Annotated in this window: 23 protein-coding genes; 13 read left to right on the top strand and 10 right to left on the bottom strand. The window is 53.1% G+C overall.

The features are described 5' to 3' along the window. The first annotated feature begins 36 nt into the window (after window positions 1-36). The 3 genes from A0129_RS00555 (at window position 37) to A0129_RS00545 (ending at window position 3,585) form a co-directional block, all read left to right on the top strand. Window positions 37-993, top strand: coding sequence for a TAXI family TRAP transporter solute-binding subunit (locus A0129_RS00555; protein ID WP_291711414.1), 957 nt, complete (start codon window positions 37-39; stop codon window positions 991-993). 97 nt (window positions 994-1,090) lie between these two features. Next, window positions 1,091-3,193 carry a TRAP transporter permease gene (locus tag A0129_RS00550; protein ID WP_291711412.1) on the top strand — a complete coding sequence of 701 codons (2,103 nt, stop codon included), beginning with the start codon at window positions 1,091-1,093 and terminating at the stop codon, window positions 3,191-3,193. Further along, window positions 3,190-3,585, top strand: a complete 396-nt coding sequence (locus tag A0129_RS00545; protein WP_291711410.1) for a DUF1850 domain-containing protein — start codon at window positions 3,190-3,192, stop codon at window positions 3,583-3,585. The genes A0129_RS00550 and A0129_RS00545 overlap by 4 nt, the downstream gene beginning before the upstream one ends. A gap of 411 nt (window positions 3,586-3,996) precedes the next feature. Here the strand turns inward: A0129_RS00545 and A0129_RS00540 are convergent, their stop codons facing one another. The 7 genes from A0129_RS00540 to pedF form a co-directional block, all read right to left on the bottom strand. Continuing rightward, entirely contained in the window at window positions 3,997-4,299 is a 303-nt protein-coding gene (locus A0129_RS00540; RefSeq protein WP_291711408.1) for a hypothetical protein, read from the bottom strand. A 6-nt stretch (window positions 4,300-4,305) separates the two neighbouring features. Continuing rightward, window positions 4,306-4,557: a MoaD/ThiS family protein gene (locus A0129_RS00535; protein WP_291711407.1), complete on the bottom strand. Its 252-nt coding sequence runs from the start codon at window positions 4,555-4,557 to the stop codon at window positions 4,306-4,308. Beyond that, complete coding sequence (locus A0129_RS00530; RefSeq protein WP_291711405.1) at window positions 4,524-5,897, bottom strand: FAD-dependent oxidoreductase; 1,374 nt, start codon at window positions 5,895-5,897, stop codon at window positions 4,524-4,526. The genes A0129_RS00535 and A0129_RS00530 overlap by 34 nt, the downstream gene beginning before the upstream one ends. Then, on the bottom strand, window positions 5,894-7,741 hold the full coding sequence (locus tag A0129_RS00525) for an aldehyde ferredoxin oxidoreductase family protein (RefSeq protein WP_291711404.1): 1,848 nt from the start codon (window positions 7,739-7,741) through the stop codon (window positions 5,894-5,896). Before A0129_RS00525 ends, A0129_RS00530 begins: the two co-directional genes overlap by 4 nt. A 43-nt stretch (window positions 7,742-7,784) precedes the next feature. Beyond that, window positions 7,785-8,258, bottom strand: coding sequence for a 4Fe-4S dicluster domain-containing protein (locus A0129_RS00520; RefSeq protein ID WP_291711402.1), 474 nt, complete (start codon window positions 8,256-8,258; stop codon window positions 7,785-7,787). Window positions 8,259-8,497: 239 nt separating this feature from the next. Further along, the gene (locus tag A0129_RS00515; RefSeq protein ID WP_291711399.1) at window positions 8,498-9,370 is read right to left on the bottom strand and encodes an ABC transporter substrate-binding protein; all 873 of its coding nucleotides are present in this window, start codon (window positions 9,368-9,370) and stop codon (window positions 8,498-8,500) included. A 114-nt stretch (window positions 9,371-9,484) separates the two neighbouring features. Next, window positions 9,485-9,940 (bottom strand): cytochrome c-550 PedF, encoded by a 456-nt coding sequence (gene pedF / locus A0129_RS00510; RefSeq protein WP_291711397.1) that lies wholly within the window; start codon window positions 9,938-9,940, stop codon window positions 9,485-9,487. A gap of 471 nt (window positions 9,941-10,411) precedes the next feature. Between pedF and A0129_RS00505 the strand changes: the two genes are divergently transcribed. From A0129_RS00505 to A0129_RS00455, 10 genes are all read left to right on the top strand, one after another. Beyond that, window positions 10,412-12,664: a sigma 54-interacting transcriptional regulator gene (locus A0129_RS00505; protein WP_367189642.1), complete on the top strand. Its 2,253-nt coding sequence runs from the start codon at window positions 10,412-10,414 to the stop codon at window positions 12,662-12,664. 351 nt (window positions 12,665-13,015) lie between these two features. Beyond that, entirely contained in the window at window positions 13,016-14,206 is a 1,191-nt protein-coding gene (locus A0129_RS00495; RefSeq protein WP_291711396.1) for a porin, read from the top strand. 271 nt (window positions 14,207-14,477) lie between these two features. Then, the gene (gene pqqA, locus A0129_RS00490) at window positions 14,478-14,552 is read left to right on the top strand and encodes a pyrroloquinoline quinone precursor peptide PqqA (protein WP_083797182.1); all 75 of its coding nucleotides are present in this window, start codon (window positions 14,478-14,480) and stop codon (window positions 14,550-14,552) included. 72 nt (window positions 14,553-14,624) lie between these two features. Further along, window positions 14,625-15,557, top strand: coding sequence for a pyrroloquinoline quinone biosynthesis protein PqqB (gene pqqB, locus A0129_RS00485; protein WP_291711394.1), 933 nt, complete (start codon window positions 14,625-14,627; stop codon window positions 15,555-15,557). After that, window positions 15,554-16,279 (top strand): pyrroloquinoline-quinone synthase PqqC, encoded by a 726-nt coding sequence (gene pqqC / locus A0129_RS00480; protein ID WP_291711391.1) that lies wholly within the window; start codon window positions 15,554-15,556, stop codon window positions 16,277-16,279. The genes pqqB and pqqC overlap by 4 nt, the downstream gene beginning before the upstream one ends. Next, window positions 16,276-16,557, top strand: coding sequence for a pyrroloquinoline quinone biosynthesis peptide chaperone PqqD (pqqD, locus tag A0129_RS00475; RefSeq protein ID WP_291711389.1), 282 nt, complete (start codon window positions 16,276-16,278; stop codon window positions 16,555-16,557). The genes pqqC and pqqD overlap by 4 nt, the downstream gene beginning before the upstream one ends. Further along, window positions 16,554-17,750 (top strand): pyrroloquinoline quinone biosynthesis protein PqqE, encoded by a 1,197-nt coding sequence (gene pqqE / locus A0129_RS00470; protein WP_291711387.1) that lies wholly within the window; start codon window positions 16,554-16,556, stop codon window positions 17,748-17,750. Before pqqD ends, pqqE begins: the two co-directional genes overlap by 4 nt. After that, the gene (locus A0129_RS00465) at window positions 17,747-18,532 is read left to right on the top strand and encodes an ABC transporter ATP-binding protein (protein ID WP_291711385.1); all 786 of its coding nucleotides are present in this window, start codon (window positions 17,747-17,749) and stop codon (window positions 18,530-18,532) included. Before pqqE ends, A0129_RS00465 begins: the two co-directional genes overlap by 4 nt. A 1-nt stretch (window position 18,533) precedes the next feature. Next, window positions 18,534-19,349, top strand: coding sequence for an ABC transporter permease (locus A0129_RS00460; protein WP_291711383.1), 816 nt, complete (start codon window positions 18,534-18,536; stop codon window positions 19,347-19,349). Window positions 19,350-19,471: 122 nt separating this feature from the next. Continuing rightward, window positions 19,472-20,749 carry an OmpP1/FadL family transporter gene (locus tag A0129_RS00455; RefSeq protein ID WP_291711381.1) on the top strand — a complete coding sequence of 426 codons (1,278 nt, stop codon included), beginning with the start codon at window positions 19,472-19,474 and terminating at the stop codon, window positions 20,747-20,749. A 275-nt stretch (window positions 20,750-21,024) separates the two neighbouring features. On the opposite strand, the gene A0129_RS00450 is transcribed toward A0129_RS00455, so the two are convergent. The 3 genes from A0129_RS00450 to A0129_RS00440 form a co-directional block, all read right to left on the bottom strand. Further along, entirely contained in the window at window positions 21,025-22,770 is a 1,746-nt protein-coding gene (locus A0129_RS00450) for a PQQ-dependent methanol/ethanol family dehydrogenase (RefSeq protein ID WP_291711379.1), read from the bottom strand. A gap of 300 nt (window positions 22,771-23,070) precedes the next feature. Then, window positions 23,071-24,057 (bottom strand): quinoprotein relay system zinc metallohydrolase 1, encoded by a 987-nt coding sequence (locus A0129_RS00445; protein WP_291711377.1) that lies wholly within the window; start codon window positions 24,055-24,057, stop codon window positions 23,071-23,073. Further along, a complete protein-coding gene (locus A0129_RS00440; protein WP_291711375.1) occupies window positions 24,054-24,905 on the bottom strand; it encodes a quinoprotein dehydrogenase-associated SoxYZ-like carrier in 852 nt (283 codons plus the stop codon). The genes A0129_RS00445 and A0129_RS00440 overlap by 4 nt, the downstream gene beginning before the upstream one ends. Window positions 24,906-24,915: the final 10 nt, after the last annotated feature.

The following is a 24,915-nucleotide window of genomic DNA, read 5'->3' as shown; positions in this document are numbered from 1 at the left end:
CAAAATACGACAACACTTTCTCAGGAGGATTTACGCATGATGCTACGCAAAGCGAAAACGGCCATTCTGGCCGCAGCGATTACCAGCCTTGCCCTTGCCGCCACACCCGCCAAAGCCGAATTCATCAACATTCTGACCGGCGGTACGTCTGGTATTTATTACCCGATTGGTGTTGCCCTGTCCAAGGTGTATGGCGACAACATTAAAGGGGCACGTACCCAGGTGCAAGCCACCAAGGCCTCTGTTGAAAACCTCAACCTGTTGCAGCAAGGCCGTGGTGAATTGGGTATTTCACTGGGCGACTCCGTAAAACTGGCTTGGGAAGGTGACGCAGATGCTGGTTTCAAGGCACCGCTGAACAAGCTGCGCGGCATTGCGGCCATTTATCCCAACTATGTGCAAATCGTGGCCTCCAAGTCCTCGGGCATCACCTCTCTGGACCAGCTCAAAGGCAAAGGCCTGTCGGTGGGTGCTGCCAAATCAGGCACGGAATTGAATGCCCGCGCCATCTTGGGCGCTGCTGGCATGACCTACAAAGACCTTGGCAAAACTGAATACCTGCCTTACGCAGAATCGGTTGAATTGATGAAAAACCGACAACTGGACGCCACCCTGCAGTCGGCTGGCCTGGGTGTTGCCTCGCTGAAAGACCTGTCTGCCTCCATGGAAGTGAACATGGTTGCAGTGCCTCCTGAAGTGGTTAAAAAGCTGGGCGCGCCTTACGTGCCCGGTACCATTCCAGCAGGTACTTATCAGGGTCAAACCAAAGATGTTCCCACTGCAGCGATTGTGAACTTCTTGATCACGCATTCTGAAGTGTCTGACGAAACGGCCTATCAAATGACCAAACTTCTGTGGGAGAACCTGGCAGCCCTGCGGTCCGCCCACAAAGCGGCAGAAGCCATCAAGTTTGAAAACGCCCTGCAAGGCATGCCAGTACCACTGCACCCAGGTGCAGAGAAGTATTACCGCGAAAAAGGTTTGATCAAGTAAACCTGCAAAGCGTTTAGCAAGTAGCGCCTGCCACACCCCGCCGGGGTGTGGCTTTCAACCTCAGTTACCTTGTGGGCCCGTTCAGGGCTTTTCGTCTATGTCCAATACACCCGATTCAGCCCCAGCCATCGAAGCCAGTTCCGGTTTTCACGATCCAACCTCAGCAGGGTTCACTCGATCATTTGAAGGTCGCCTGCTGTTCTGGATCGCTGTATTTTTCTCGATCTTTCAAATTGCGACAGCCGCCCATTTGATTGATTTTCCAAGCCAGGTGCAACGTGCATTCCACGTGGGCTTTTTGCTCTTGCTCGCTTTCCCCTTGATTGCACTTCAGAAAAGTGCGCCCTACAAAATAATCGCATGGGTTCTCGCACTGTCTGCGTTCTTGATAGCGTGCTACCAATTGATTGAATACGAGCCTTTACTGCTCCGTGCTGGCGACCCAACTGAGTTGGATATCTACCTAGGCATCGTTGCATTGGTCACAGTTTTCGTGGCCACCTGGCAACTGATGGGCCCAGCCCTGCCGATTATCTGCGGTACATTTTTCGCCTACTGCCTGTTTGGCCAATTCCTGCCAGCCCCATTTGATCACCGAGGTTATGATTTCCACCAGGTCATCGAGCACATGGCCTACGGCACAGAAGGTATTTATGGCATTCCAACCTATGTGTCAGCGTCTTATATTTTCCTGTTTATTTTGTTTGGTGCCTTTCTTGAAAAGGCTGGCATGATCAAACTTTTCACTGATTTTGCGCTGGGCCTTGTTGGCCATGCGCAGGGCGGTGCCGCCAAAGTGGCGGTGGTGTCCTCCGCTCTCATGGGTACAATTTCCGGTTCAGGCGTAGCCAACGTGGTTACAACGGGTCAATTTACAATTCCCCTGATGAAACGCTTCGGCTACAAAGCCGCGTTTGCTGGCGGTGTGGAAGCAACCGCATCCATGGGTGGGCAATTAATGCCGCCGGTTATGGGTGCTGTGGCGTTCATCATGGCTGAAACGCTGGGTGTTCCGTATTCTGAAATTGTGAAAGCCGCCATCATCCCGGCTATTTTGTACTTCTTCGGCGCGTTCTGGATGGTGCACCTGGAAGCTGGCAAACGTGGCTTGAAAGGCATGGAGAAGAGGGACTTGCCCAATCCCTGGAAAGCCGTCAAGGACCAATGGTACCTGGTGCTTCCATTGATTGCCTTGGTTTGGCTTTTGGTGGGTGGCTACACACCCTTATTCGCAGGCACAGTAGGCTTGGCATTCACTGTGGTGCTCATCTTGGGCGCATCCATTGCAATTGGTTTGCCTAACATGGCGATCCGCGTGCTGTTTTGGATGGGCTTGGGCGTGGTGTGTGCAGCATTTCTACAATTTGGCATCTGGGTGATTGCAAGCGCCATTCTGGCCTTGATTGCAATTAACGCATTTCGAAAAGGCGGACGGGAAACGTTGGGAGTTTGCCGTGACTCACTGGCCGACGGCGCAAAATCCGCCTTGCCTGTGGGTGTAGCTTGTGCCATGGTGGGTGTGATCATCGGTACCATGACTCTGACTGGCGCAGCCAACACTTTCGGCCAGTTTGTAGTCAGCGTCGGCGAGAACAGTTTGTTCCTGTCACTGGTGCTGACCATGCTCACCTGCATTGTGTTGGGCATGGGCATTCCAACCATTCCCAACTACATCATCACCTCCAGTATTGCTGGCCCGGCACTGGAGCAACTGGGTGTACCTTTGATCGTCAGCCACATGTTTGTGTTCTATTTCGGAATTCTGGCCGACCTGACGCCACCAGTCGCTTTGGCCTGTTTTGCAGCAGCCCCGATTGCCAAGGAACGCGGCCTGACCATCTCGATGGAGGCGGTTAAAATCGCGGCAGCAGGATTTGTTATTCCTTTTATGGCGGTTTACACCCCCTCACTGATGCTGCAAGATGGCGGCCCGCTGGCCAGTGAAATTGGCTACATTCCGGCTGTTATCTACATCGTGATAAAAACGGTGCTGGCGATCAGCCTTTGGGGTGCTGCGGTGATTGGTTATCTGGGTGCGAAATTACCCGTGTGGTTGCGTGTGCTGGCCATGGCGACATCATTCACGCTCATTGCAGCGTTGCCCATCACCGATGAAATCGGCTTTGCCCTGTCATTGGTGTTTGGCTTCATGGCCTGGCGCAATGCCAAAACTTTAAAAGGCAAATTGCAAACCGCATGAGCCTGTGTGTGGTCATCGCCGGGAAATCAGCAGCCTGCCTCGCAGGTTTGCTGTTTTCCCTGAGCTGGACTCACTCGGTGGAAAAAACCGAGTGGGTTGAACACTGGCAGCTGAAAGATGAACAACTGGTATTGAAAGAAACATTTGTCAAAGGCAGCGGTGCTGGAATTGACCCCGCACCCAACGCAGTGCTTGAGAACGGCTGGTATCGCTGGGTACCTGAATCGCCGTTGACTGTACCTGCCATTTCACTGGCCAATTCGGAATTGACGCCCGACAACTGGATGCTTTGTGTGTTGAATTCAGTGACTCATGAAACAGGCGAGTGCATTGACTTTGCGAAGTTCGAAGATCGAGGCGTTGAGTTGTTTACCATCCAGGCGGGCAGGTAACCGATTGCGTAGCGTACTCAGGCGCATACCTGTTGACTAGCCTGCTCATGTGCATACCTGTTTGCCTGGCTTGCTCAGGTGCATACCCGTTTGTCAAGCTTGCTCAGCAGCATACCCGTTGACTAGCTTGCTCAGTTGCATACCCTCTCGCGCCGGAGACTAGCGGTGCGCGGTATGCAATGTGGTCGGGTGAGGCTTGGGTGCGGTAACGGCTGGCCGGCTTTGCAAGGCTTCCCGGCGGCTTCACAGCGCGGGGCGACCTGAAAGGTCGATGCGAAGACGCTTAAGCGTTTCGCATGCCCCAAGCCAGAAGCATCAAGCCGGAATCAGAAGCCTTGCTTAGGCCAATCGGTACTGCACCCAAGCCTCACCAATCACCAATCAACAATCAACAATCACCAACCGCCAGCCTCAGCCCCCACCCCGCAGTGTATGCATCTGAAACTGCCTCGAGAAATGCGCCCTCGCATCGGCAGGCACACCATCAGAAAACGCCAGTGTTACCTCCATGCGTTTTAAACGCACCAAGGCAATCACACGATCGGGCATATCCTTCCACGCGATTCGCGCGGTACCGCCCTGCACTTCAAAATCTGCGTGATCCGCTTGCTCTGAAGTCATTGGAAACAATTCGGCAATCATGTGCACCCAGCGACGCAATTCGCGCTCGGTGCAGGACATGTCCAATGCTTTGTCGGTGTTGAAAATCGCCATGCGCAACTAACCGCCCGCAATGGGTGGCCAAATGGCCAACACATCATCGGGTGTTAATACTTTACTGGCTCGATCGGCAGGGTCCACATACACACCATTCACTAGCACCAGGTGGGTAAGTTTCTCCGGAAGATGAAACTGGTCAATAATTTGCTGCACGGTACTGCCATCTTTAATCTGAAGACGAACCGCGTTGTCCACACGGTTCGTCGGCAAATAGTCGGTCAGTGTTGCAAAGAGCTTGAAGGTAATTTCCATGTACTTTGTGACTGAGCGCAAGCCAGGTAGGCTTCCATTAATCGGGTTGGATCTTCGAGCAAATGATCTTTCCATTCGCCCAAATGGATTTTGCCCTGAATCAGACCCCGCATAACGCCAACATGGTTCGTTAGCCCCAAACTGGTTGCACCAATCAGCACATCGCCAAGAAATTCCAAACGCAGGTAGGTGAATTCGTCCTTGTTTTGCAATTCAACGCTTTGCCCACCTTCAGCGCCCCACCACTGCCCAAAAGAGGCAGCAATCAAGCCCAGCGTGTCCAGCACGTTCATGGCCAGACTGCCTTGTGTGGTAGTGCCTTGCCCCATCATGTTTTGCGCAGCAATTCGGGCATCATCGGCGGCAGCAGGTTGAATCATGTTCACGGTTTTCTCACCGGTGGAGAAATCGCGCACCTGGGCTACATCGCCTGCGGCATACACATCTTTGATGTTGGTTTGCATGTGATCGTCCACCAACAAACCCTGATCCATTTGCAAGCCGCTGCCTTCCAGAAAGTCCAGATTGGGCTTCACGCCAGTGGCAGAAATCACCAGATCAACTTCAAGCGTTTCACCGTTGGACAACTTCACCCGCAAGGGCGCACCGTCTTTGGCAGCCACTGCGGTGCCAAACCCGATGGCAGAACCGATCTTTGCAATCAAGCTCTGCTGCTCGGCCTGGCTGCCCACTTCAATGGCCTCCACTCGGGTGGAACAATGCACGTCCACACCTTTCTTGATGCACCAGTCACGAATCATGGAACCTGCACCTTCGGTCATCATGCGGGGCACCATGCGATTGCCCATTTCAACCACAGTCAGCTTGACACCGCGCAGGGCCAGCGCTTCCATGATGATGCAACCGATAAAACCCGCACCCATTTGCAACACGCGCGATCCGGGCTTGGCCAGCTCGATAATCTGCCGTGCATTCTCAAGTGTCCAGCAAGGGTGTACGCCGGGCAAATTCACACCGGGAATGGGTGGTGAAATTGGGCGTGCGCCAGTTGCAATCAGCAACTTGTCGTATTCCAGTACATCGCCATTGTCCAGGTGAACTTTCTTGCCTGCCGTGTCCAGCTTGGTGGCGCGGGCGCGTATTTCCTGAATATCCTGCTTCTTGAAATGGTCGGGGTCTTTGCGAAGGTAAGTGCCCTTCTCGCCCACTTTGCCAATCAGCAAGTAAGGAATAGCCATGCGGGAGTATGGTGGTTCCGGTTCGGCACCCACCATCACGATCGAATCGCGAGGCCGCTGCTTGCGAATTTGCTCGGCAGCGACCACCCCCGCAGGCCCGTTACCCAAGATAACGTGCCGTGTTGGAGTGGTTACAGTCATAGCCCCAAGCGCTCCAGTGTTGCAGCCGTTGGGCGACCCTCGGTGTCCCAGCCACGCAGCTCGAAGTACTCAGGCAGCATTTTGTCGATGCCGTTGACCAAGCCTTTGGCGGGCCCCACTTTCGCGGCGTCTTTCTTCAAACGTGCGGGGAGATCGTCATCGGCTTTGGTGAAACCGGCTTCCAGGTTGAACTGGCGCTCCATGTTCCAGATGCGCTCACCCATGGTTTCAAGATTGGCCATGTCGAACTCGTCCCCACAGGCAGCAGCCACCTGAGGCTGCACGTCAGCCAGTGTCCAGGCAAAGCTGGTGAACACGCAAATACCGGCTGAGTCAAACACAGCGGTAGCATCCTGAAACGCCTTGACCAAAGCGGGCTTGCCGTCGGTGGTCAATGGGTCGGTTTTAACCGGAATACCCAGCACTTCCGATGCTACGGTGTAACCACGCAAGTGGCAGGCACCGCGGTTGGAAGTGGCATACGCCAAACCCATACCCTGAATACCGCGAGAGTCGTAGGCCGGGAATTCCTGACCCTTTACGCTCATCGACAATTCGGGGTGGCCATATTTGGCAGTCAGGCGCTTGGAGCCCTGGCCAATTTCCACGCCGAAACCAACGCCGTTGCAGGTGTCTTCACTCAATTTCACCAGCGCCTCGGCTGAACCAAACGGGGCCTTGCAACCCAGTTGCGCTTCGGTCAACACACCCATTTCATACAATTCCATCACGGCTGACACTGTGGCACCCAAAGAAATTGGATCAATGCCGTGTTCGTTGCACAGGAAGTTCACGTAAGTGAGCGCTTCCAGGTCGTTCACGCCGTTTGATGATCCCAAGGCCCATGCAGCTTCGTATTCCAGACCGCCGGACGCACCATGGTACTGCGGCTTGTTTTCCACGGTGAAGTGGGTTTCATCAATTTTGGAGATGCGACCGCAAGCAATCGTGCAACCAAAACAGGCCTGGTTGGTCACCAGGTTGGCCTTGCCGTCTGTTTTGCGGGGTTCATGCATTTTTTCGCCGGAAATATCCTTGGCGCCATCGAACTGAACATCGCGGTGGTTGTTGGTGGGCATGGCACCCATTTCATTGATCACGTTCATCAACACCTGGGTGCCATAGGTGGGCAGGCCAGTACCAGTCACGGCATTCTCGGCGAGAATCTTTTTCTTCTCGTAGGTGACCTTCATGAACTCCTTGGGGTTGGAAATGTTGCCAACGCCTTTGGTACCACGCACTGCAATCGCTTTGACGTTTTTGGAACCCATGACGGCACCCACGCCTGAGCGACCAGCTGCACGGTGCAAGTCGTTCACAATGGCGGCGTACAACACCTGGTTTTCACCAGCCTTGCCGATTGAACACACACGCATCAGCGGGTCTTGGTGCTTTGTTTTGATGGCAGGCTCGGTGTCCCACACGCTCTTGCCCCACAGGTCTGAAGCGTCCATCAACTTGGCATTTTCGTTTTCGATCAGCAGGTACACCGGCTTGGGTGACTTGCCTTCCATGATCACCATATCCCAGCCAGCGCTCTTCAATTCATTGCCAAAGTAGCCGCCTGAGTTCGAGCAGGCGATTGCACCTGTCAATGGGCCTTTGGTAATCACTGAATAGCGGCCGCCAGTGGAGGCCATGGTGCCTGTCAGCGGGCCAGTTGCATAAATAATCTTGTTCTCAGGTGAAAGTGGATCCACTTTCGCATTCACTTCTTCCACGAAGTACTTGGTAGCCAAACCACGCTGGCCAAGGTAGCTTTTCGCCCAATCCATTCTCAAGTCTTCGGTCGTGCAGGTGCCTGCAGTCAGGTTCACGCGCAGTACTTTACCGGTCCATGCCATTTGTATTACTCCCTTCTCTCTGTTCTATTCAATGGTCAACGAGTTACGCGTGAGCCTGGTTGCTCAGCTTCTCGGCCCACTGCTTCATCTTGTCCAAACCAGTCCAGTTGGCATCCACATAAGTGATTGCGCCAGTTGGGCAGGCAGTTGCACAAGCGGGGTCTCCGCCGCACAGGTCGCACTTTTGTACCTTGCCAGTTTCCTGAACGTAATTGACCGTACCAAACGGACACGCAATGGTGCACACCTTGCAACCCACGCAGGTGTCCTCAGACACCACTTTCACACCGTTGGTTTTGTCCATGGTGATTGCTTCTACCGGGCAAGCGTGCATACACCAGGCCTCATCGCACTGTGTACAGGTGTAGGGCACTTTTTTGCCGGTGTGATGGAAATCGAATACCTTGATTCGCGACAGTGAGGTGTTGAACACCTGGTAATTTTCATAGCTACATGCCATTTCACACTGAAGGCAGCCTGTACATTTGTCAGGCGTGATGTGAAGAGATTTTTGCATCCCGTTGTTCCTCGCTTCTTTGGTTATTTGTTTTAGGCACTACATACTCATCGTGTTATGCAATAAGCCTGCCAACTTAAAAACAGAATTTCGACCGATCCCGGCAACAGTTTCCCGACTTTCGGAGGTCGGGGTTTTCCCGATGCAACACAGCTGTTTCAAAATGGAACAACTGTCCCATGAAAAAAAGCCCCGCAGAATTGCAGGGCCTTCACAGCTTGTCAGGCCTCAACACCGAGTCATGGCCTCATGTACTTCACGCCATAGTTCGCGAAAATCTTCTCCAGCTCACCACTCTCCTTCAGCTCATTCATGGCCACAGTCAGTTTTTCAGCCAATTCCTTGTTGCTTTTCTTGGTGGCCATGCCCACAGCCCAACCTTTGGGTGGCAGAGAATTGTGCGGAACTTTGGATACGAAATAATCTGCCTTCTTGTCTGGATGCTGGTGCAAGGCCCACTCCAGCTCGGCTTTGGTCGCCATGACAGCCACCAGTTCGCCATTGACCATGGCATCCACGGCCTCTTTCGGGGTTTTGAAGTTCACAAGGTTGTCCGCATAAGCGGCACCATCCGCCCCTGCCAACATAATGCTGGGCAGGGCTGCCGCTTCGGCGCCTATCTTGTTACCGGCCTCTGAAAAAGGTTTCAGGCTGTCCAGCGTGGGCAACTTCTTGATGTTACGCGCCACGAAAATATCGTCCCGGGTATAGGGAGAGAAGAACAGCGCCTGATCTTCTTTCTGCATGATGTACGCATCCACTGGCGCGTGCATCAAAACATCTGCCGGCGCTCCGGCCAGGTAGTGGCCACGGGTCACCATATTTCGGATGTCATCCGAAAACTCTTCATCTTCCGTAAATGGACGCACCCGCAAACCCAGGCCCAACTTGGCCGCCAGGGCTTTGGCGATATCCACGTCAATCCCCTTGCCTTCGTGAGAATAGGGTGCCAAATAATTGTAAACGGCGACAGTCAGCACGCCTGAGGCCTGTACTTTGGCCCAATCGCTAAGTTCTTGGGCAGCCGCGCCGAACTGAATTGAAAAGCCCAGCGCAACTGCACCCAACCATTTAATCAACGGGGATTTGCACTTCGAATTGAAAGCATTCATAAGGTCTCCTGATGGTAGTGCCTTGGATGCACTTTTATTCTGAATAGATATTTGATAAGGCAGAGGGGGCGGCATCTCAGTTCGCCGACCCACCCTGTAGAGCCGCGCCAGTGATTACTCGTACTTGCGGGTTTCGACGTAGGCCTTGATCGCCCAAATGGCCTCTTGGCTCAAAATGCCGGCGAAAGCTGGCATGTAAACCCTGTCACCACGCACCTTGCCACCCAGCACCGAGTTGCGGTAATAAGTATCAATTTCCACCTTGCATTGTTCTTTGGCTTTTTTGCCCGCGAAGGAATCGCATTCGGTGTTCATTTTGCGAAGGTCGGGAGAAATGCCTCCACTGACTGCCTCAAGGCCATGACAGCGCGCACAGTTCTGGTTGTATGCAGAGCTACCCACGCGAATTGCTTCCTTGTCGCCGGTGTAGGGATTGGTTTCCAGCATGTCATCGCCCAGCGGCTTGAGGGTGGACACATCCACAACCTGCGGGGTTACGTCACCATGGGCCATCGCCACCGAGGCAGCAATTGAAAAAATGGTTGCCACTAGGGCTTTACGAACTAACATCACAACTCCTGTATTTCTAAGAATGATCAACACGCGATAGTCGTTGCAATCCCCATGCCACCCTATCCGTTCGGATTTGTGAATTAGTTTTACCAATTGTGACATATGGCGAACTCTATGGCTTCAGCGTTCGATCTGTGCTACTTTTCATCAAAAGGTGTTTCATTCTGAAACACATTGAATTGAGTTGGCACAGTGCTTGCATTGAGGAACATGGCAGCTGAATCACCAATAGAAACAAAAATATTCAGCGCTTCAAGTTGCACCCAAAAACATACCTATAAAACGCAGCACCACTAGAAGCAGGAGACATGGATGGCATTCTTATCCGAGCGGGATGGCGGCAGCCTCGCATCCAACGCCCAAGTGATTGAACTGATCGACCCAGGTACAGAGGGACACCTGGAATTTATCCGACGTGCACACCAGCGCTCCACAGCAGCAGGCTTGGACACCACTTCCAAGGTAGACATGGCCCCGCCGCCCAGCAGCGCGCTGAAAGAGTTAATCGAGAAAAACAACCGGTTGAAGTCGTGTGCCCTGCCCTTCATGGAAACCCTGTACGAGCAGGTGGTCAATACACACAGCATGGTGCTGCTGACCGATGCCAGCGGAACCATTATTGAATCGCTCGGCGATGACGACTTTTTGGTCAAAGCACAGAAAGTCGCCCTTGCTCCTGGAGTTACCTGGAGTGAAGAACACAAGGGCACCAATGCGATTGGTACTGCGCTGATTGAAGAGCTGCCCACTGTGGTTCATGGCCAGGACCACTTTCTGGATGTGAATCGGTTCCTGACTTGTTCGGCGGCGCCAATCTTTGATCCGAACGGTGTGGCCATCGGCGTGCTGGATGTAACCGGCGACTACCGCAGCTACCACCGCCACACCATGGGCTTGGTGCGAATGTCGGCGCAGATGATTGAAAACCATCTGTTCAACAGCTCGTTTCAGGACGCGATTATTGTTCAGTTTCACCAGCGCGGAGAGTTTCTGGGATCTGTGGTGGAAGGTGCAGCAGCCTTCTCGCCTGCGGGCAAATTCCTTGCGGCCAACCGTGCAGCCATGGTGCAATTCGGCATGTCCGCCAATGCACTGAAAAGCCATACATTCAGTTCGCTGTTCGGCATGCCTTTGTCGGCGCTGATTGACCACTATCGCACCTGCAATCCGATCCCGTTGATTTTGTGCTTGCACAACGGCAATCAGGTCACTGCGCGAGCCAGTCTGGGCAGCGTGGGGCGTGGTCGCATTTTCGACTCGGTGGGTCTGGTCAAAAACCATGTGGAGCCCAGCGTCAGTCAACAGCCAAACCAGGTATCTCTGAAGTCAAACACCACTTGCCAAAAAAGTCGCCACCTCTCCAGCCTGAAGTATCTGAATACAGGCGACCCCCAAGTGGCAAAAATCATCGAAAAAGTGGGCAAAGTCATCGACAAGGACATTCCCATCCTGATTCTTGGCGAGACCGGCACAGGCAAAGAAATTCTGGCACAGGCCATCCACAACGATTCACCACGCGCGGACAAGCCCTTTGTGGCTGTGAATTGTGCATCAATACCGGAAACCCTGATTGAGTCCGAGCTTTTCGGATACGAGGATGGCGCCTTCACTGGAGCGAAGAAGAAAGGATCACAAGGTCGAATTCTCCAGGCGAATGGCGGAACCCTGTTCCTCGATGAAATCGGAGACATGCCAATTTCGCTGCAAGCCCGATTGTTGAGGGTTTTGCAGGAAAGAGTGGTGACGCCGCTGGGTAGCCAAAAAAGCATTCCAGTGAACTTGCAAGTCATTTGCGCCACACACCGCAATCTGCGCGATCAAATTGCAACAGGACACTTCCGCGAAGACTTGTATTACCGTTTGCATGGTTTGGTGGTACGAATCCCGGCCTTGCGTGAGCGAACCGACTTGCAGAAAATCATTCATCGAATTCTGGAGAATGAATCGCACAATCCACGCATACGAGTATCACCTGAGGTGATGAAGGCATTCACGACTCACGCATGGCCAGGCAATATTCGCCAGCTGACGAATATTTTGCGCACAGCCAGCGTAATGACGGATGAAGCAGAGACCATTGAGTGGGATCACCTGCCCGATGACTTCCTCGACGAATGGCACGCTTTGCGACTGGACAACAAAACCAGACAAGCGGATCAGGCGCCGGCTCAACCCGAAGAAAATCTTCACACCGCACCTGCTAGCGCACCAGTGGCCAGTACGCGCCCTCAATTCAGTGTTCGCAGCAATTTCTCAATGCAAACCAAAATTGCGGCTCCGCCTCGCAACAACGCACCCGCTTTTCCCTCAAAAAGCCGAGCCAGCGCATTTGAAGTGCAGGTTCATCATCGGCCAGGGGCAACACCCAAGGGCAGCGGCCTGGATCAAACCTTCAGCAAATTCAGGGAAGGTCGATTTGACAGCTGGACGCACAGCCAGAAGCTCGCCAATCGTGAAGAACTGGCGGAGACGCTGCCACAGGCGCCACGCTTCAGGGAAGACAGCTACGACACACGGGCCTATGATGCCCGTGCCCAAGGTTATCTGGGCTCACGCCAAGCCACTGCGAGGGCCCCAGTGGACAACCCGATTAACCTGGACGATTTGGAATCGCGAGCAATTCAGGACGCCTTGGAAACCTGCAGAGGCAACGTGAGTGCTGCTGCGAGAATGCTGGGAATTTCCCGGAATACCATTTATAGACGCTTGAATTCGAAGTAGCCAATAATACATAGCACCAAGCTGCACATTGCAACTAAAAACCACCCGATTATCGGGTGGTTTTTTTTGGCACAAAACACCTGAACAGTTGTCACAAAACTGTCATCCACCTGCTCCAGCCACACACAATCCTGTTTCAAAGCGCACCGCCTGGCGCAAAGCAACTGCACTGCCTCATCCTGTCATCAAAAGCCCTACATTTATATTTATTTCCATAAAATCAATAACTTAAATACTGGCATGTCTTTTGCCCTAGTCCCCTCAAGCCAGCGCTACTCTGCGGTGTGTTGGCGAGCTTTAGAAGACAAACAAGCAACAACCTTTAAAAACTAAAACTGGAGGGTTGATCTTATGATCAGCAAAAAATTAGTAGCAGCTTCCATCTTGGCAGCAATGGGGACCTCGGCACACGCGATCGGCTTCAAGGCCGGCGAGTGGGAAATGGACATTTCCGGCTCGGTAAACGCTTACTACAACACGACGAGTTGCGACAATGCCGGTGCAGCAGCTGACGGCGCTTTGGGCGTTTGCGGCGGCACTGCAACTGGACAAGACCGCACTTCAATCCAAAACGGTCTGCTGCCCGGCTTTATTATTTTCTCAGCATCGACCAAACAGGCCGGCTACGACTTGAAGGCCGTGATTTCTATCGATCCAGGCACAACTTTCACTGGCGCGGGTACTGGCACGTCCGGCCAGTTGGTTGGTGACCAACGCCGTGTGTTCTTGCAGTTCGGCAATGAGAGCATGGGTACAATCAAGGCCGGTCGTGACATTGGTCTATTCGGTCAAAACGCAATTTTGAATGATATGTCATTGCTGGCTGTTGGTGGCGGCTCTGGCTTTAATGGTGCCTTGAACACCACATTGGGTTCTATTGGCGCGGGCTACATCTATACTGAGTTCCAGCCTCAGATTACTTACACCACCCCAGCCATCGGCAACCTTAGCTTGTCTGCCGGTGTATTCCAGCCTAAAACCCCACGTGGCGAAGCAGACTCACCTGGATTGCAAGCCTTGGCAACATACAGCTTGGGTGACGCAGGCAAGGTATGGGGCGCTTTGATTAATCAAAGCCGCGACTCATTGCCAGACGATCCCGCTGTCACAGGTAACAATGCCCAGAGCGACATCGCCGGGTATGAAGTTGGCGCGGCGCTGAACTTTGGTAACCTGGGTTTAGTGGGCAATTACTTCACTGGTGAAGGCTTGGGTACCACTTTGATTGGATTTGGTGGCGCGGACCTCCAAGGCCAAGAGCGTGATTCTGACGGCTACTTGGTGCAAGCCACATACAAAGTGGGCAACACCAAATTTGGTATTAACTACGGCGCATCCACTCTGGACGCTACAAGCAATGATGCAGCAATCATGCTGGACGAGACAAGCCAGTTGGTTCTCGGCGTGTATCACAACCTGACACCAAGTCTGACCATCGCTGGTGAATACATCACCCGCGAAGAGCAGTATCGCTTTGCACCCGCTGGTACACCAAAGGGTGAAGAGAACACAATCGCAGTCGGCGCGATCTTGTTCTTCTGATCGTTAACCACCCTCCGTTAACGATTGTCCTAAGGCGCGAACTCAAAAGGTTCGCGCCTTTTTGCTGGGTGTTTCAAACTGCAACAGTTTGAACAACTGAAACATCAACTCCAGCGCACATTTTCCACATTACAAAAATGCCGACAGACGGCCCCCTAAGGCACGGGAATTGCTATTCACACTCTGAGGACGAACAAAACGGCGCAAGCCAAGTTCTTCACCCTAGCCGTGAGCCAAGGTGCATTTCAATAAAGCAAAAGGAGGATTTTTCATGCAGTGGACTACACCATCATTCGTTGACATGCGTTTCGGTTTCGAAATCACCATGTACATCGCCAACCGTTAATTTGACGGTTCGCACAGCCCCGGATAGCCTTTCGGCTGGCGGGGCTTTTTTTACCCCTGAAAAAAAGCAACTATGAAAATCAAAGTTCTGGGTTCCGCAGCAGGCGGAGGGTTCCCACAATGGAACTGTAACTGCAACAACTGCCAAGCTGTCAGGGCCAGAGCGCCTGGATACACTGCGCGCACCCAGTCGTCGATTGCCATATCGGACGGGTCGGCCAACTGGATTCTCGTGAACGCGTCGCCCGATATTCTTGCGCAAATCAAAAATACCCCAGAGTTACAACCCAATAGAGGACCACGCGACACCGGTATTTCTGCCGTCATTTTGATGGACGCGCAATTTGACCACACCACTGGCCTGTTGATGATGCGTGAAGGCAAAATACCCATGCGCCTTTACACCACTCCCGCAGTGTGGGAAGACCTCACCAATGGTTTGCCCTTGGTACCCACTTTGGGATTTTATTGCGGCGTGAAATGGACACCTTTGTGTACCGAATGCGACGACCCCCTCACCATCAGCCCGATGGACAGCATCAAGATCAAATCAATTCCATTGATCAGCAAAGCGCCGCCCTATTCGCCGAACCGATATGCGCAACGCCGTGGCGACAACATTGGCTTGCTGATCGAAGACATCAACACGGGCAAGAAGGTTTTTTATGCGCCGGGCCTCGGAGAAATTACGCCCGATATTCTGCCCTACATGCAACAAGCTGACGTGTTGATGGTGGACGGCACGTTCTGGACCGAAGACGAAATGGTCACACAGGGTTTCTCAACAAAAATGGCAGCCGATATGGGCCACCTGCCGCAAACCGACAAACCAGGCAAGCGTGGTTCAGGCATGATCAGTCAGCTTCGCCAATTCGAGCACCAGCGCAAAATCCTGATTCACATCAACAACACCAACCCGATTTTGTACGAGCATGGCGACGAACGCGCCATTCTGGCCGACAATGGAATTGAAGTGTCTTATGACGGCATGGAGATTCTTGCATGAGCAGCAACAAGGCGTGGAGTAAAAAAGAGTTCGAAGAACGTCTGCGTGCCAAAGGCGACCGCTACCACATACACCACCCTTTCAATGTGGCCATGCGTGAAGGCAAATTAAGCCGTGAACAATTGCGTGGTTGGGTGGCCAACCGCTTTTATTACCAGGTTTGCATTCCGCAAAAAGACGCCGCTGTGATGGCCAACTGCGACGACCGTGAAACCCGCCGCCGTTGGGTACAACGTATTCTTGACCACGATGGTTGGGAGGGCAATGCCGGTGGTATAGAGGCATGGAGCCGCCTGGGCGAAGCGGTGGGCATTGAGAGGGATGTACTGTGGAGCCAGCAACTGGTGTTGCCAGGTGTCCGTTTTGCGGTGGACGCCTACGTGAATTTCGCGCGCCGTGCGCCATGGCAAGAGGCGGTGTGCTCGTCGCTGACCGAGATGTTCGCCCCTGAAATTCACAAACAGCGCCTGAGCAATTGGCCCAAAGATTACAAATGGGTTGCCGCCGAAGGACTGAATTATTTTCGCTCACGAATCAGCCTGGCGCAACGCGACGTCGAACATGGACTGGAAGTGACTTTGAATTATTTCAAGACCCGTGCGCAACAAGAGCGCGCGCTTGAAATTCTTCAATTTAAACTGGATGTGCTGTGGAGCATGTCAGATGCAATAGCACTGGCTTATCCGAACGAGCCAGCAAAAACAAAACGAAAAAAACAATGAACACAGAGACAAACCCAACGCTACCGGAGCGCCCAAAGCTGAACCGCCTGTTTCGCCTGCAATACGAAGAGGCGCAGAAAACCCATGTGTTACTTTACCCAGAGGGCATGGTGAAGCTGAACCAATCCGCCAGTGAAATTTTGCTGCTGTGTGACGGTACGCGCACCGTGAGCGATATTGTCGCTGCGCTTGAAGCGAAATTCAACGCAAGCGGACTGGAAGCGGATGTGCGAAGCATGCTGCAAGAGGCCACTCGACGAAACTGGCTGGAAGCATGACAGGCGTGAGTTCAACCAACACTCGCCCCGCTGGCCCACTTTGGCTATTGGCTGAACTGACTTACCGCTGCCCGCTGCATTGTGTGTTCTGCTACAACCCGGTTGATTACAAGACCAACACGCATGAATTGAGCACTGCCGAGTGGAAAGACACCATGAAGCAGGCCCGTGCGCTGGGTGCAGTTCAATTGGGTTTTTCCGGTGGTGAGCCTTTGCTTCGAGACGACCTCGAAGAGTTGGTGGCCTATGGCCATGAACTGGGCTACTACACCAACTTGATCACCTCAGGCATCGGCCTGAAACCCGCACGGCTTGATGCCCTGAAAGCCGCTGGCCTCGACCACATCCAGGTGAGTTTTCAAGATGCAACCCAGGCCGCAAATGATGCACTGAGTGATACAAAAACATTTGCCAAGAAACTGGAAATTGCAAGCGCTGTGAAAGCGGCCGGTTGGCCCATGGTGTTGAACGTGGTACTCCATCGTTTGAATCTCGACCACATTGATTCAATTATTGAGTTGGCTGTCAAACTGGGCGTTGAATACCTGGAGCTGGCGAATACCCAGTATTACGGCTGGGCATTTAAAAACAAGGCTGCCCTGATTCCGACCCATGAACAGTTAAAACACGCCGAAGAACGCGTAGCCGTGTGGCGCGAGAAGTTGGGCAACCGCATGAAATTGTTGTTCGTGGTGCCCGATTATTTCGAGAAAACCCCCAAGCCCTGCATGAGCGGATGGGGCAATGTATTTCTCAGCATCAGCCCCGACGGCACCGCTTTGCCCTGCCAGGCCGCACGCATGCTGCCCGGCTTTGAATTTCCAAATGTAAAAACCAGCACGGTTGAACACATTTGGTACGAGAGCGATGGATTCACCCGTTACCGTGGCGATGCGTGGATGAAGGACCCCTGCAGAACCTGCCCCGACAAGGCCAAAGATTACGGCGGTTGCAGGTGCCAGGCCTACCTGATCACAGGCGACGCCACCAGCGCCGACCCGGTATGCCACAAATCACCTGATCATGACAAAGTAATCGCCTTCGTTGATGCGGCGCAGCGTCGCGACAATCCCAACGATTACCTGAAGGTTCAGAAGCCTGAACAGCAAGCATTGGCCAATACCACCGAGGTGCCCGTGGTATGGTATCGCAGCGATCACAACAGCTTGCACCTCAGCAAAAACGGCACTTGAACACCACCAACACCGCAATCGACACCACCATCCGCCTGCACGCACAGGGCTTGTGCTTCTCTTGGGGAGAACGGCGGGCACTGAGCAATGTCAGCCTTGATTTGAATTCAGGCGAAATGTTCGGCCTGCTCGGGCCCAATGGTGCCGGTAAAACCACGCTCATCAGCCTGATCGCAGGCCTGATCACTCCCGACCAGGGCGAGCTCTCGGTGCTGGGTTACAGCACCCGCAGGGCCGCCGACCTGGCCCGCAAAAACCTGGGCTTTGTCTTTCAATCGGTATCACTGGACCGCTTCATGACCGTGGAGGAAAACCTGCTGTTTGCAGCGGGCCTGCAAGGTTTGAACAAAACGCAGGCCAAAGCAAACCTGGCACACTTGTACAGCATTTTCCCGATCCAGCCCTGGTTACACCGCACGGTGGGAAGTTTGTCTGGCGGGCAAAAAAGGCTGGTGGATATTGCACGCGCCATGGTGCACAAACCCGGCGTTCTTATTCTCGACGAACCCACCACTGCGCTGGACGTGCCGTCCAAAAACAGCGTGTGGCAAACCTTGAAGACCCTGCAGGCGATTGACGGACTGACTATTTTCATTGCGACGCATTTGATGGACGAAGCCAACAGTTGCGACCGGGTCGGTTTTCTTCACCAAGGTGAATTGAATTGGCTGGGCACACCTGCACAAGCGCTGGATGAATTGCCCGACCAAAGCGTCACCAGCGTGCGCACAGCCACCCTGGCGGACTGGTTTGTCTGGAAAATGAACGGTGGAGCCCACTGAGATGTTGATGCATTTTTACTGGGCTGTAATACGCCGCGAAAGCCAAAAGCTGTTGAAGCAACGAGATCGCCTTGCAGCAGCCATGGTGCGCCCTGTGCTGTGGTTGTGGATCATCGGTGGCGGCATGCAAGCTTTGGCCGGCGGTGACTACACCGCACGTTTGCTACCCGGCATTGTGGGCATGACACTGCTGTTTGGCGGCATGGTGGGTGGCCTGAGCATTGCGCTGGACAAAGACGCCGGCACCATGCGCCTGCTGGTGACCGCCCCTGTCAAAACACACCACATCCTGATTGCAAAAACCCTCGGGGCCGCAATAGGTGCGCTGGTTCAAATGGGCTTGCTGATCACCTTGCTACTCGCGCTTGAAGGCCTGTACACCCTTCTGTTTCCCTTGGGCTTTGATTTACAAGACGTACTGCCATGGGTTGGTCGTACCTTGTGGCCTGAGTTACATGTACTGCTGCCTGGCGCCGCCTTGGCAGCTTTGGCGTGCGCGGCCTTGGGTGTACTGTGTGGCACCTTTGCCAAGAGTATTGACGGCTTTGCCGTCATGATGAACTTCGTGATTTTCCCGGTGTTCTTTTTCAGCGGTGCCTTATACCCCATCGAACCCATGCCGGCCCTGGCACGTTGGGTAGCCTTGCTCAATCCATTTTCTTACTGTGTCGACTTGCTGCGACATGCGTTCAGCAGCCACGCAGAATTTGGCTTGATGTTTGCCACTTTGGTGCTCATTGGCGCAACCGTGATCATGCTCAGTGTGGCCACCTGGAAGTTTTCGCAAAGCGGCGCGGCAGTACCCCTAAACCAGTAAAATACTAATTATACCTAGGATTTATAGAGTAAAACTCTACAGTGCATTAGCACGGTCGTTCGTATTTTTACTTACAATGTCCTCGAAAATTCCATTCTCAAAAACGGACTTACGAGGACGACATGAAACAATCCCCTTTCCAAATCAAAAGCATTGGTGCCGCAATCGCCACCTTGAGCCTTGCAGGCACTGCACAAGCAGCAGGTTTTGCCCTGCTCGAGCAAAACGCAAGTGGTGCCGGTGTGGCCTATGCGGGCAAAGCCGCCATTGGCGAAGACGCCAGCGCAGCTTGGTTCAACCCAGCCAGCATGAGCCGCTTGAAAGAACGTCAAGTGGTGCTGGGTGGGCACTACATCGACTTGAATAGCGAATTCAACAACGAAGGGTCTACTTCTCCTGCTGCAATGCCTGCGAACCCTGGTCGCAATGTGGGTGATTTCGGTTCAGAAGGTTACATCCCTAACTTTCATCTGGTTGTGCCCTTTAATGACAAGATCAATTTCGGTTTTTCTGTGGCCACTCCGTTTGGTTTGAAAACTGATTATCAAGCCGACTGGATTGGTCGCTTTCAGGGCATCACCTCTGACATCAAATCATTGAACATCAACCCGTCGCTGTCCTACAAGTTCAATGAACAGTGGTCTGCAGGCGTCGGCGTGTCAGCTCAAAAACTGGATGCCAAGCTCAGTTCTTCCACTGTATTGGGGCTGAATACTGAGTCGCTGACCACTATTGCTGGCGACGGTTGGGGTTATGGCTTTAACCTGGGTGTGATGGGTCAAGTCACACCAGCAACACGCGTAGGTATCGCCTATCGCTCAGCAATCGAACAGGATCTCGAAGGCAATGTCACATTCAGTGGCCCGGCCGCGGCCACGCAGAATAGTGACTTGAGCAGCAAGATCCGCCTGCCCTCTTCACTGAGCATTTCCAGCGTCACCGAGTTGAATCCCAAGTGGCAACTGTTGGCAGACGCCACATGGACCGAATGGACAACCATTCAGAAACTGCAGTTTGACCGTGTCAATGCAGGTGGAGGCGCTGCGCCCATTCCAGTGCAAGACTACGAATGGAAAAACAGCTGGCGCTTTGCGGTGGGTGGTATTTACAAGTACAGCGACACCATCAACCTGAAAGCCGGTTTGGCTTATGACATTACCCCAGTGCCCGACGAGCGTCGCAAAGTTCGCTTGCCGGATGAAAACCGAATTACTTTTGCCGTGGGATCACAGTACCAGTTCGACAAAGCCACCACCTTCGATGTGGCCTTTCAGTATGTGATGCCCGACAAGGCAAAAATTGACAGCACTGAAGGCGCTGGTGGAGCTCAAAGCCGCATTCTTGGCACAGCCGAGGGCGATGCATTCATCCTCTCAGGCCAAGTGTCCTACAAGTTCTAAAACCTTCAGGCGAAAAAATGCCCGGCTCAAGGCCGGGCTGAAAAGACGCATTCGTTTAGGAGACTCTCAAACCGCCACAACTTTTTCCGGCTCCCAATCAATGCTGGAAAAAGGTCCCAAGGAGCAATTTGATTAAACCGTTTGCGTCAATAAGTTCCCTGCGGAGCAGGCAGAAAACTTGGGGGTGAAAATGACAACACTTCTAAAACGCTCTACTACTTCACTACTCACCAAACCACCCCACACGGGGCGGTTTGATGTACTTCACAAACCGATTACTTCATCAGCTTGAATACCCACACGGAGCCACCTTGTTCAAGGTAGTTCACCTTGCTGGCTACGTCACCGCCCCACAGGGGAACAGCGCCGCCCCAACCAGACACAACAGCCACGTACTGCTGACCGTCTTTGCCTTTCCAGGTCACGGGAGGTGCAACCACGCCGGAGCCAGTCTGGAACTTCCATACTTCCTTACCGGTCTTGGCATCAGCCGCCTTCAGGAAGCCTTCTGGAGTACCCCAGAACACCAGGTTACCGCCAGTGGTCAGAACACCACCCCACAGAGGCGCATTGTTGGTGATTTCCCATTCGATCTTGCCAGTCTTGGGGTTCATCGCACGCAGGGCGCCGATGTAGTCAAAGCCAGGCAATGTCTTGATGGTGAAACCAGCGCCCAGGTAAGCAGCACCTTTCTTGTAAGTGATTGGCTCGTTCCAGATTTCCATGCCCCACTCGTTGGCAGGAACATAGAACAGACCTGTGTCAGGGCTGTAAGCCATGGGTTGCTGGTTCTTGCCACCCAGGAAAGATGGTGCAGAGAATACAACCTCACCCTTCTTGCCATCTTTGGCAGTAGGATCGCCAGGACGGTTGGCTGGATCGAAAATCGGACGACCTGTCTTCATGTCGATGCCCTTGGCCCATGTGATCTTCTTCACGAATGGGAAGGCGTTTTCCAGCTTGCCGGTTGCAGCGTCATTGATGTACATGAAGCCGTTGCGGTCAGCCTTGGCGCCAACACGCTTGCCATTCATGTCGAAGGTCACGAACTCGTTCACACCGTCGTAGTCCCAACCGTCGTTCGGTGTGGACTGGTAGTGCCACTTGATCTGGCCGGTTTTTACATCGATTGCCACTGTGGATGTGGAATACAGGTTGTCGCCGGGGCGCAGGTGGCTGTTCCAGGGAGCTGGGTTACCAGTACCGAAGTAGGCCAAGCCAGTCTTGCTGTCGTATGTACCGCCCAGCCAGGTTGCTGCACCACCGGTTTTCCACATGTCGCCTTTCCAGGTGGCATTCGTGGTACCGGAAATACCAGCTTCCTTCTTGTTACCGTCTTTGTCCCACACGTAACCCATGTGACCTTCAACGGTTGGACGCAGCCATACCATTTCACCGGTCTTGGCATTGCGGGCCTCAACGCGGCCTACCACACCAAATTCACCACCAGATACGCCTGTCAACACCAAACCATTGGCGATGATGGGTGCAGCAGTGTTGGAATAACCAGCGGCGTAGTCGTCAATCTTGTCCTTCCAAACCACCTTACCGGTGTTCTGGTCCAGAGCGATCAACTGGGCATCCAGTGTCGAGAAAATAACCAGGTTGTCATACAAGGCGGCACCGCGGTTCACCACGTCGCAGCAAGGCATAATGCCTTCTGGCAGACGGTGTTCGTACTTCCACAGCTTTTCACCTGTGGCAGCGTCCAGTGCGTAAATGCGTGAATAGGAACCGGTGACAAACATCTTGCCGTTGTGAATCAGCGGCTGGCTTTCCTGACCACGCTGCTTTTCACCGCCGAACGAGAATGACCAGGCTGGAACCAGCTTGCCAATGTTCGATACGTTGATGTCTTTCAATGGGCTGTAACGCTGACCCTCTGTACCAATACCCCAGGACAACACGTCGCCTGTGGATTTGGCATCGTTTTGAATCATTGCGTCTGTCACAGCGGCCGAAGCCACTGCGGGAATCGCCAGTGCGGTTGCTACCATCGCGCTAAGCAGAGTTTTGCGCATTATTTGTTTCTCCTCTCTTCATCCGTTACTTTGAGGTTCTCGCCCCTCGTTTGCAGAGTCGGGGCTACCCAGTGACAACCTAGCGCAAGCTTCATGCCAAGTAGAATAATTCATCTAAATAAATTTTTTATTCAATAAAATCAGTACTTTAAGAAAACACCCTCATTTGAGTGATTTCCTTCACCGCGATCAACAAAAAAAGAGACAGTTTTGTGACATTGCAACAGCGCACCTGTTCAGCAACACACAAACTGTCCCTTTTTGACACACTTGGTACAGCGTTAACCCTGATGATTTTTCTCAGAATCCGCCCAAAGCCTGCTTCTCATATAGAGGATACAAATTGGTCACATTGCGATAAAACTCGGCCGGGTAAGCGGCAAAGTTCCGGAATCGCTCGGGAGCACCTTTCCTCATTACATCATTGATTTCCTCGCCCATATTGGCTGCATCAGTGAGTCGTTTGTCCAGCCAGGTCAGGTAATCCAGCGTTTGGTCAATCGCTTCACTACCCCAACTCACAGGACCATGACTGGGCACCACCACTTTGGGTTTCATGGCTTGCAGTTTTTTGAGGCTTTCAATCCAGGGTTTCAACTGGGCATGCGGCGTGGTCACAATGCGCTTGTAAAACACCAGGCCCCCTGCCCACATCACCCTGCTTTCCGGATCAAACACCACCAAATCCGAATCAGTGTGGCCTTTTAACTCCAGGGTTTCGATGGATTTGTCCCCGAAGGTCTTCAACCTGCCCGGCACAATGGTCTGCACGGGAAATACGCTTTCCGTGCCCTTCATCCAGTCGCCACACAAGCGGTACAAGTTGGTTTCATACAATTCGGCTTCCGCCTTGATGCCCTGGATGGTCAGCTTCGTCGCGGCCAGTGATTCCTGGGGGTAAGCCTGGTTGCCCAGAAAATAATCCGGGTGAAGATTCAGTGCCACCACCTGCTTGACCGGCTTGCTCTTGCTGACTGAATCAATCAAGGCACGCTGCTGCTCGCCATAAATACGCGAGGTTCCGGTGTTGATGACGTACACCCCGGCCTCATCCACATAAAAGCCGGTGTTGATGATGTTGCAGCCATTGGCCTGGGAAAAATCATCATTCGCACCTGCAATGACATACCAGCCTCCCGCCAGTCTGGTGGCTTTCAAGCCGTAATCAAGGGTCGATTTATTGGGTGTTGGTTTGGCAACATTGGGCAGTTCGGCCAACGCAGGGGCAGCAAGAACATTGAACATGGACACGGCAACTATTGCGCGCACAGCTTTGCACAAACTCATTGGGTAACCTTTGCATCAATCCGGTTGCCATTGTTGTCGCGCCCTACCAAACTGATCGGGCCCACCGGTTTTTTGTCAAAATCAAACGAGAACAAAGGGTTCTCCGATACGGGTTCAAATGGGTATAGCTTGGCCAGCACTTGTTTGTTCTTGTCCTGCAGAATCATCTCTTCGATGTAAAAAGCGGGTACACCAGCCACCAAACCTGTGTCCATCGGGTGCGACACCTGCACACGCAGACGTGCGTCATCGCGCAACTGGTTGGCATCAAACATTTTCCCAGCCACTTTGTTCAAGGTTTGGGGCCAACTGCCATCGGCCCGCGTTGCGCCAGGCACAGTACACCCGCCGCCAGCCGCTTCAATAAACGCATAGCCCACATGCCACACGCCGTCTTCAGTCAGGGCTGCAACGCGAATGGGGCTGGCTTGCTCCAGCTTGAACCGGAAATTCAAGGCAGGTTTGGCTTTCTCGGGAATGAACTCCAGCACTTTTCGAATCGGGTTTCTGTCCACCAGCACCACGATTTTTTTTACCTTGCCCAAGGCAGAAGCATCAAATGACACGGGCACATTCATGGCATCTTCGGCAAACAAGGGCACTGTGACCTTGATGCGGGAATCAAACACGGTTTTTGCGTCCGCATCGAAGAACTGACCTTTCATGTCGGGCCACTGCATGGAACCCAGTGGATCACCGCCGGTCAAATCGCCTTTGACTGCGCCAAGCTCGGCGGGTGCTGAAAGAACCGGGCTGGCGAAGAAATTGCTCACCAGCAAGACACTGCCCAAGAAAACCCCGAGCGGGGACTTTTTACCAATCGATTGTTTTGTACTGCTGAACATCATGATTACCTGT

Source organism: Limnobacter sp. CACIAM 66H1 (assembly GCF_001601825.1).
In the GTDB taxonomy this organism is placed as follows: Bacteria; Pseudomonadota; Gammaproteobacteria; order Burkholderiales; family Burkholderiaceae_B; genus Limnobacter.
This window is presented reverse-complemented; position numbering and strand designations above follow the sequence as displayed.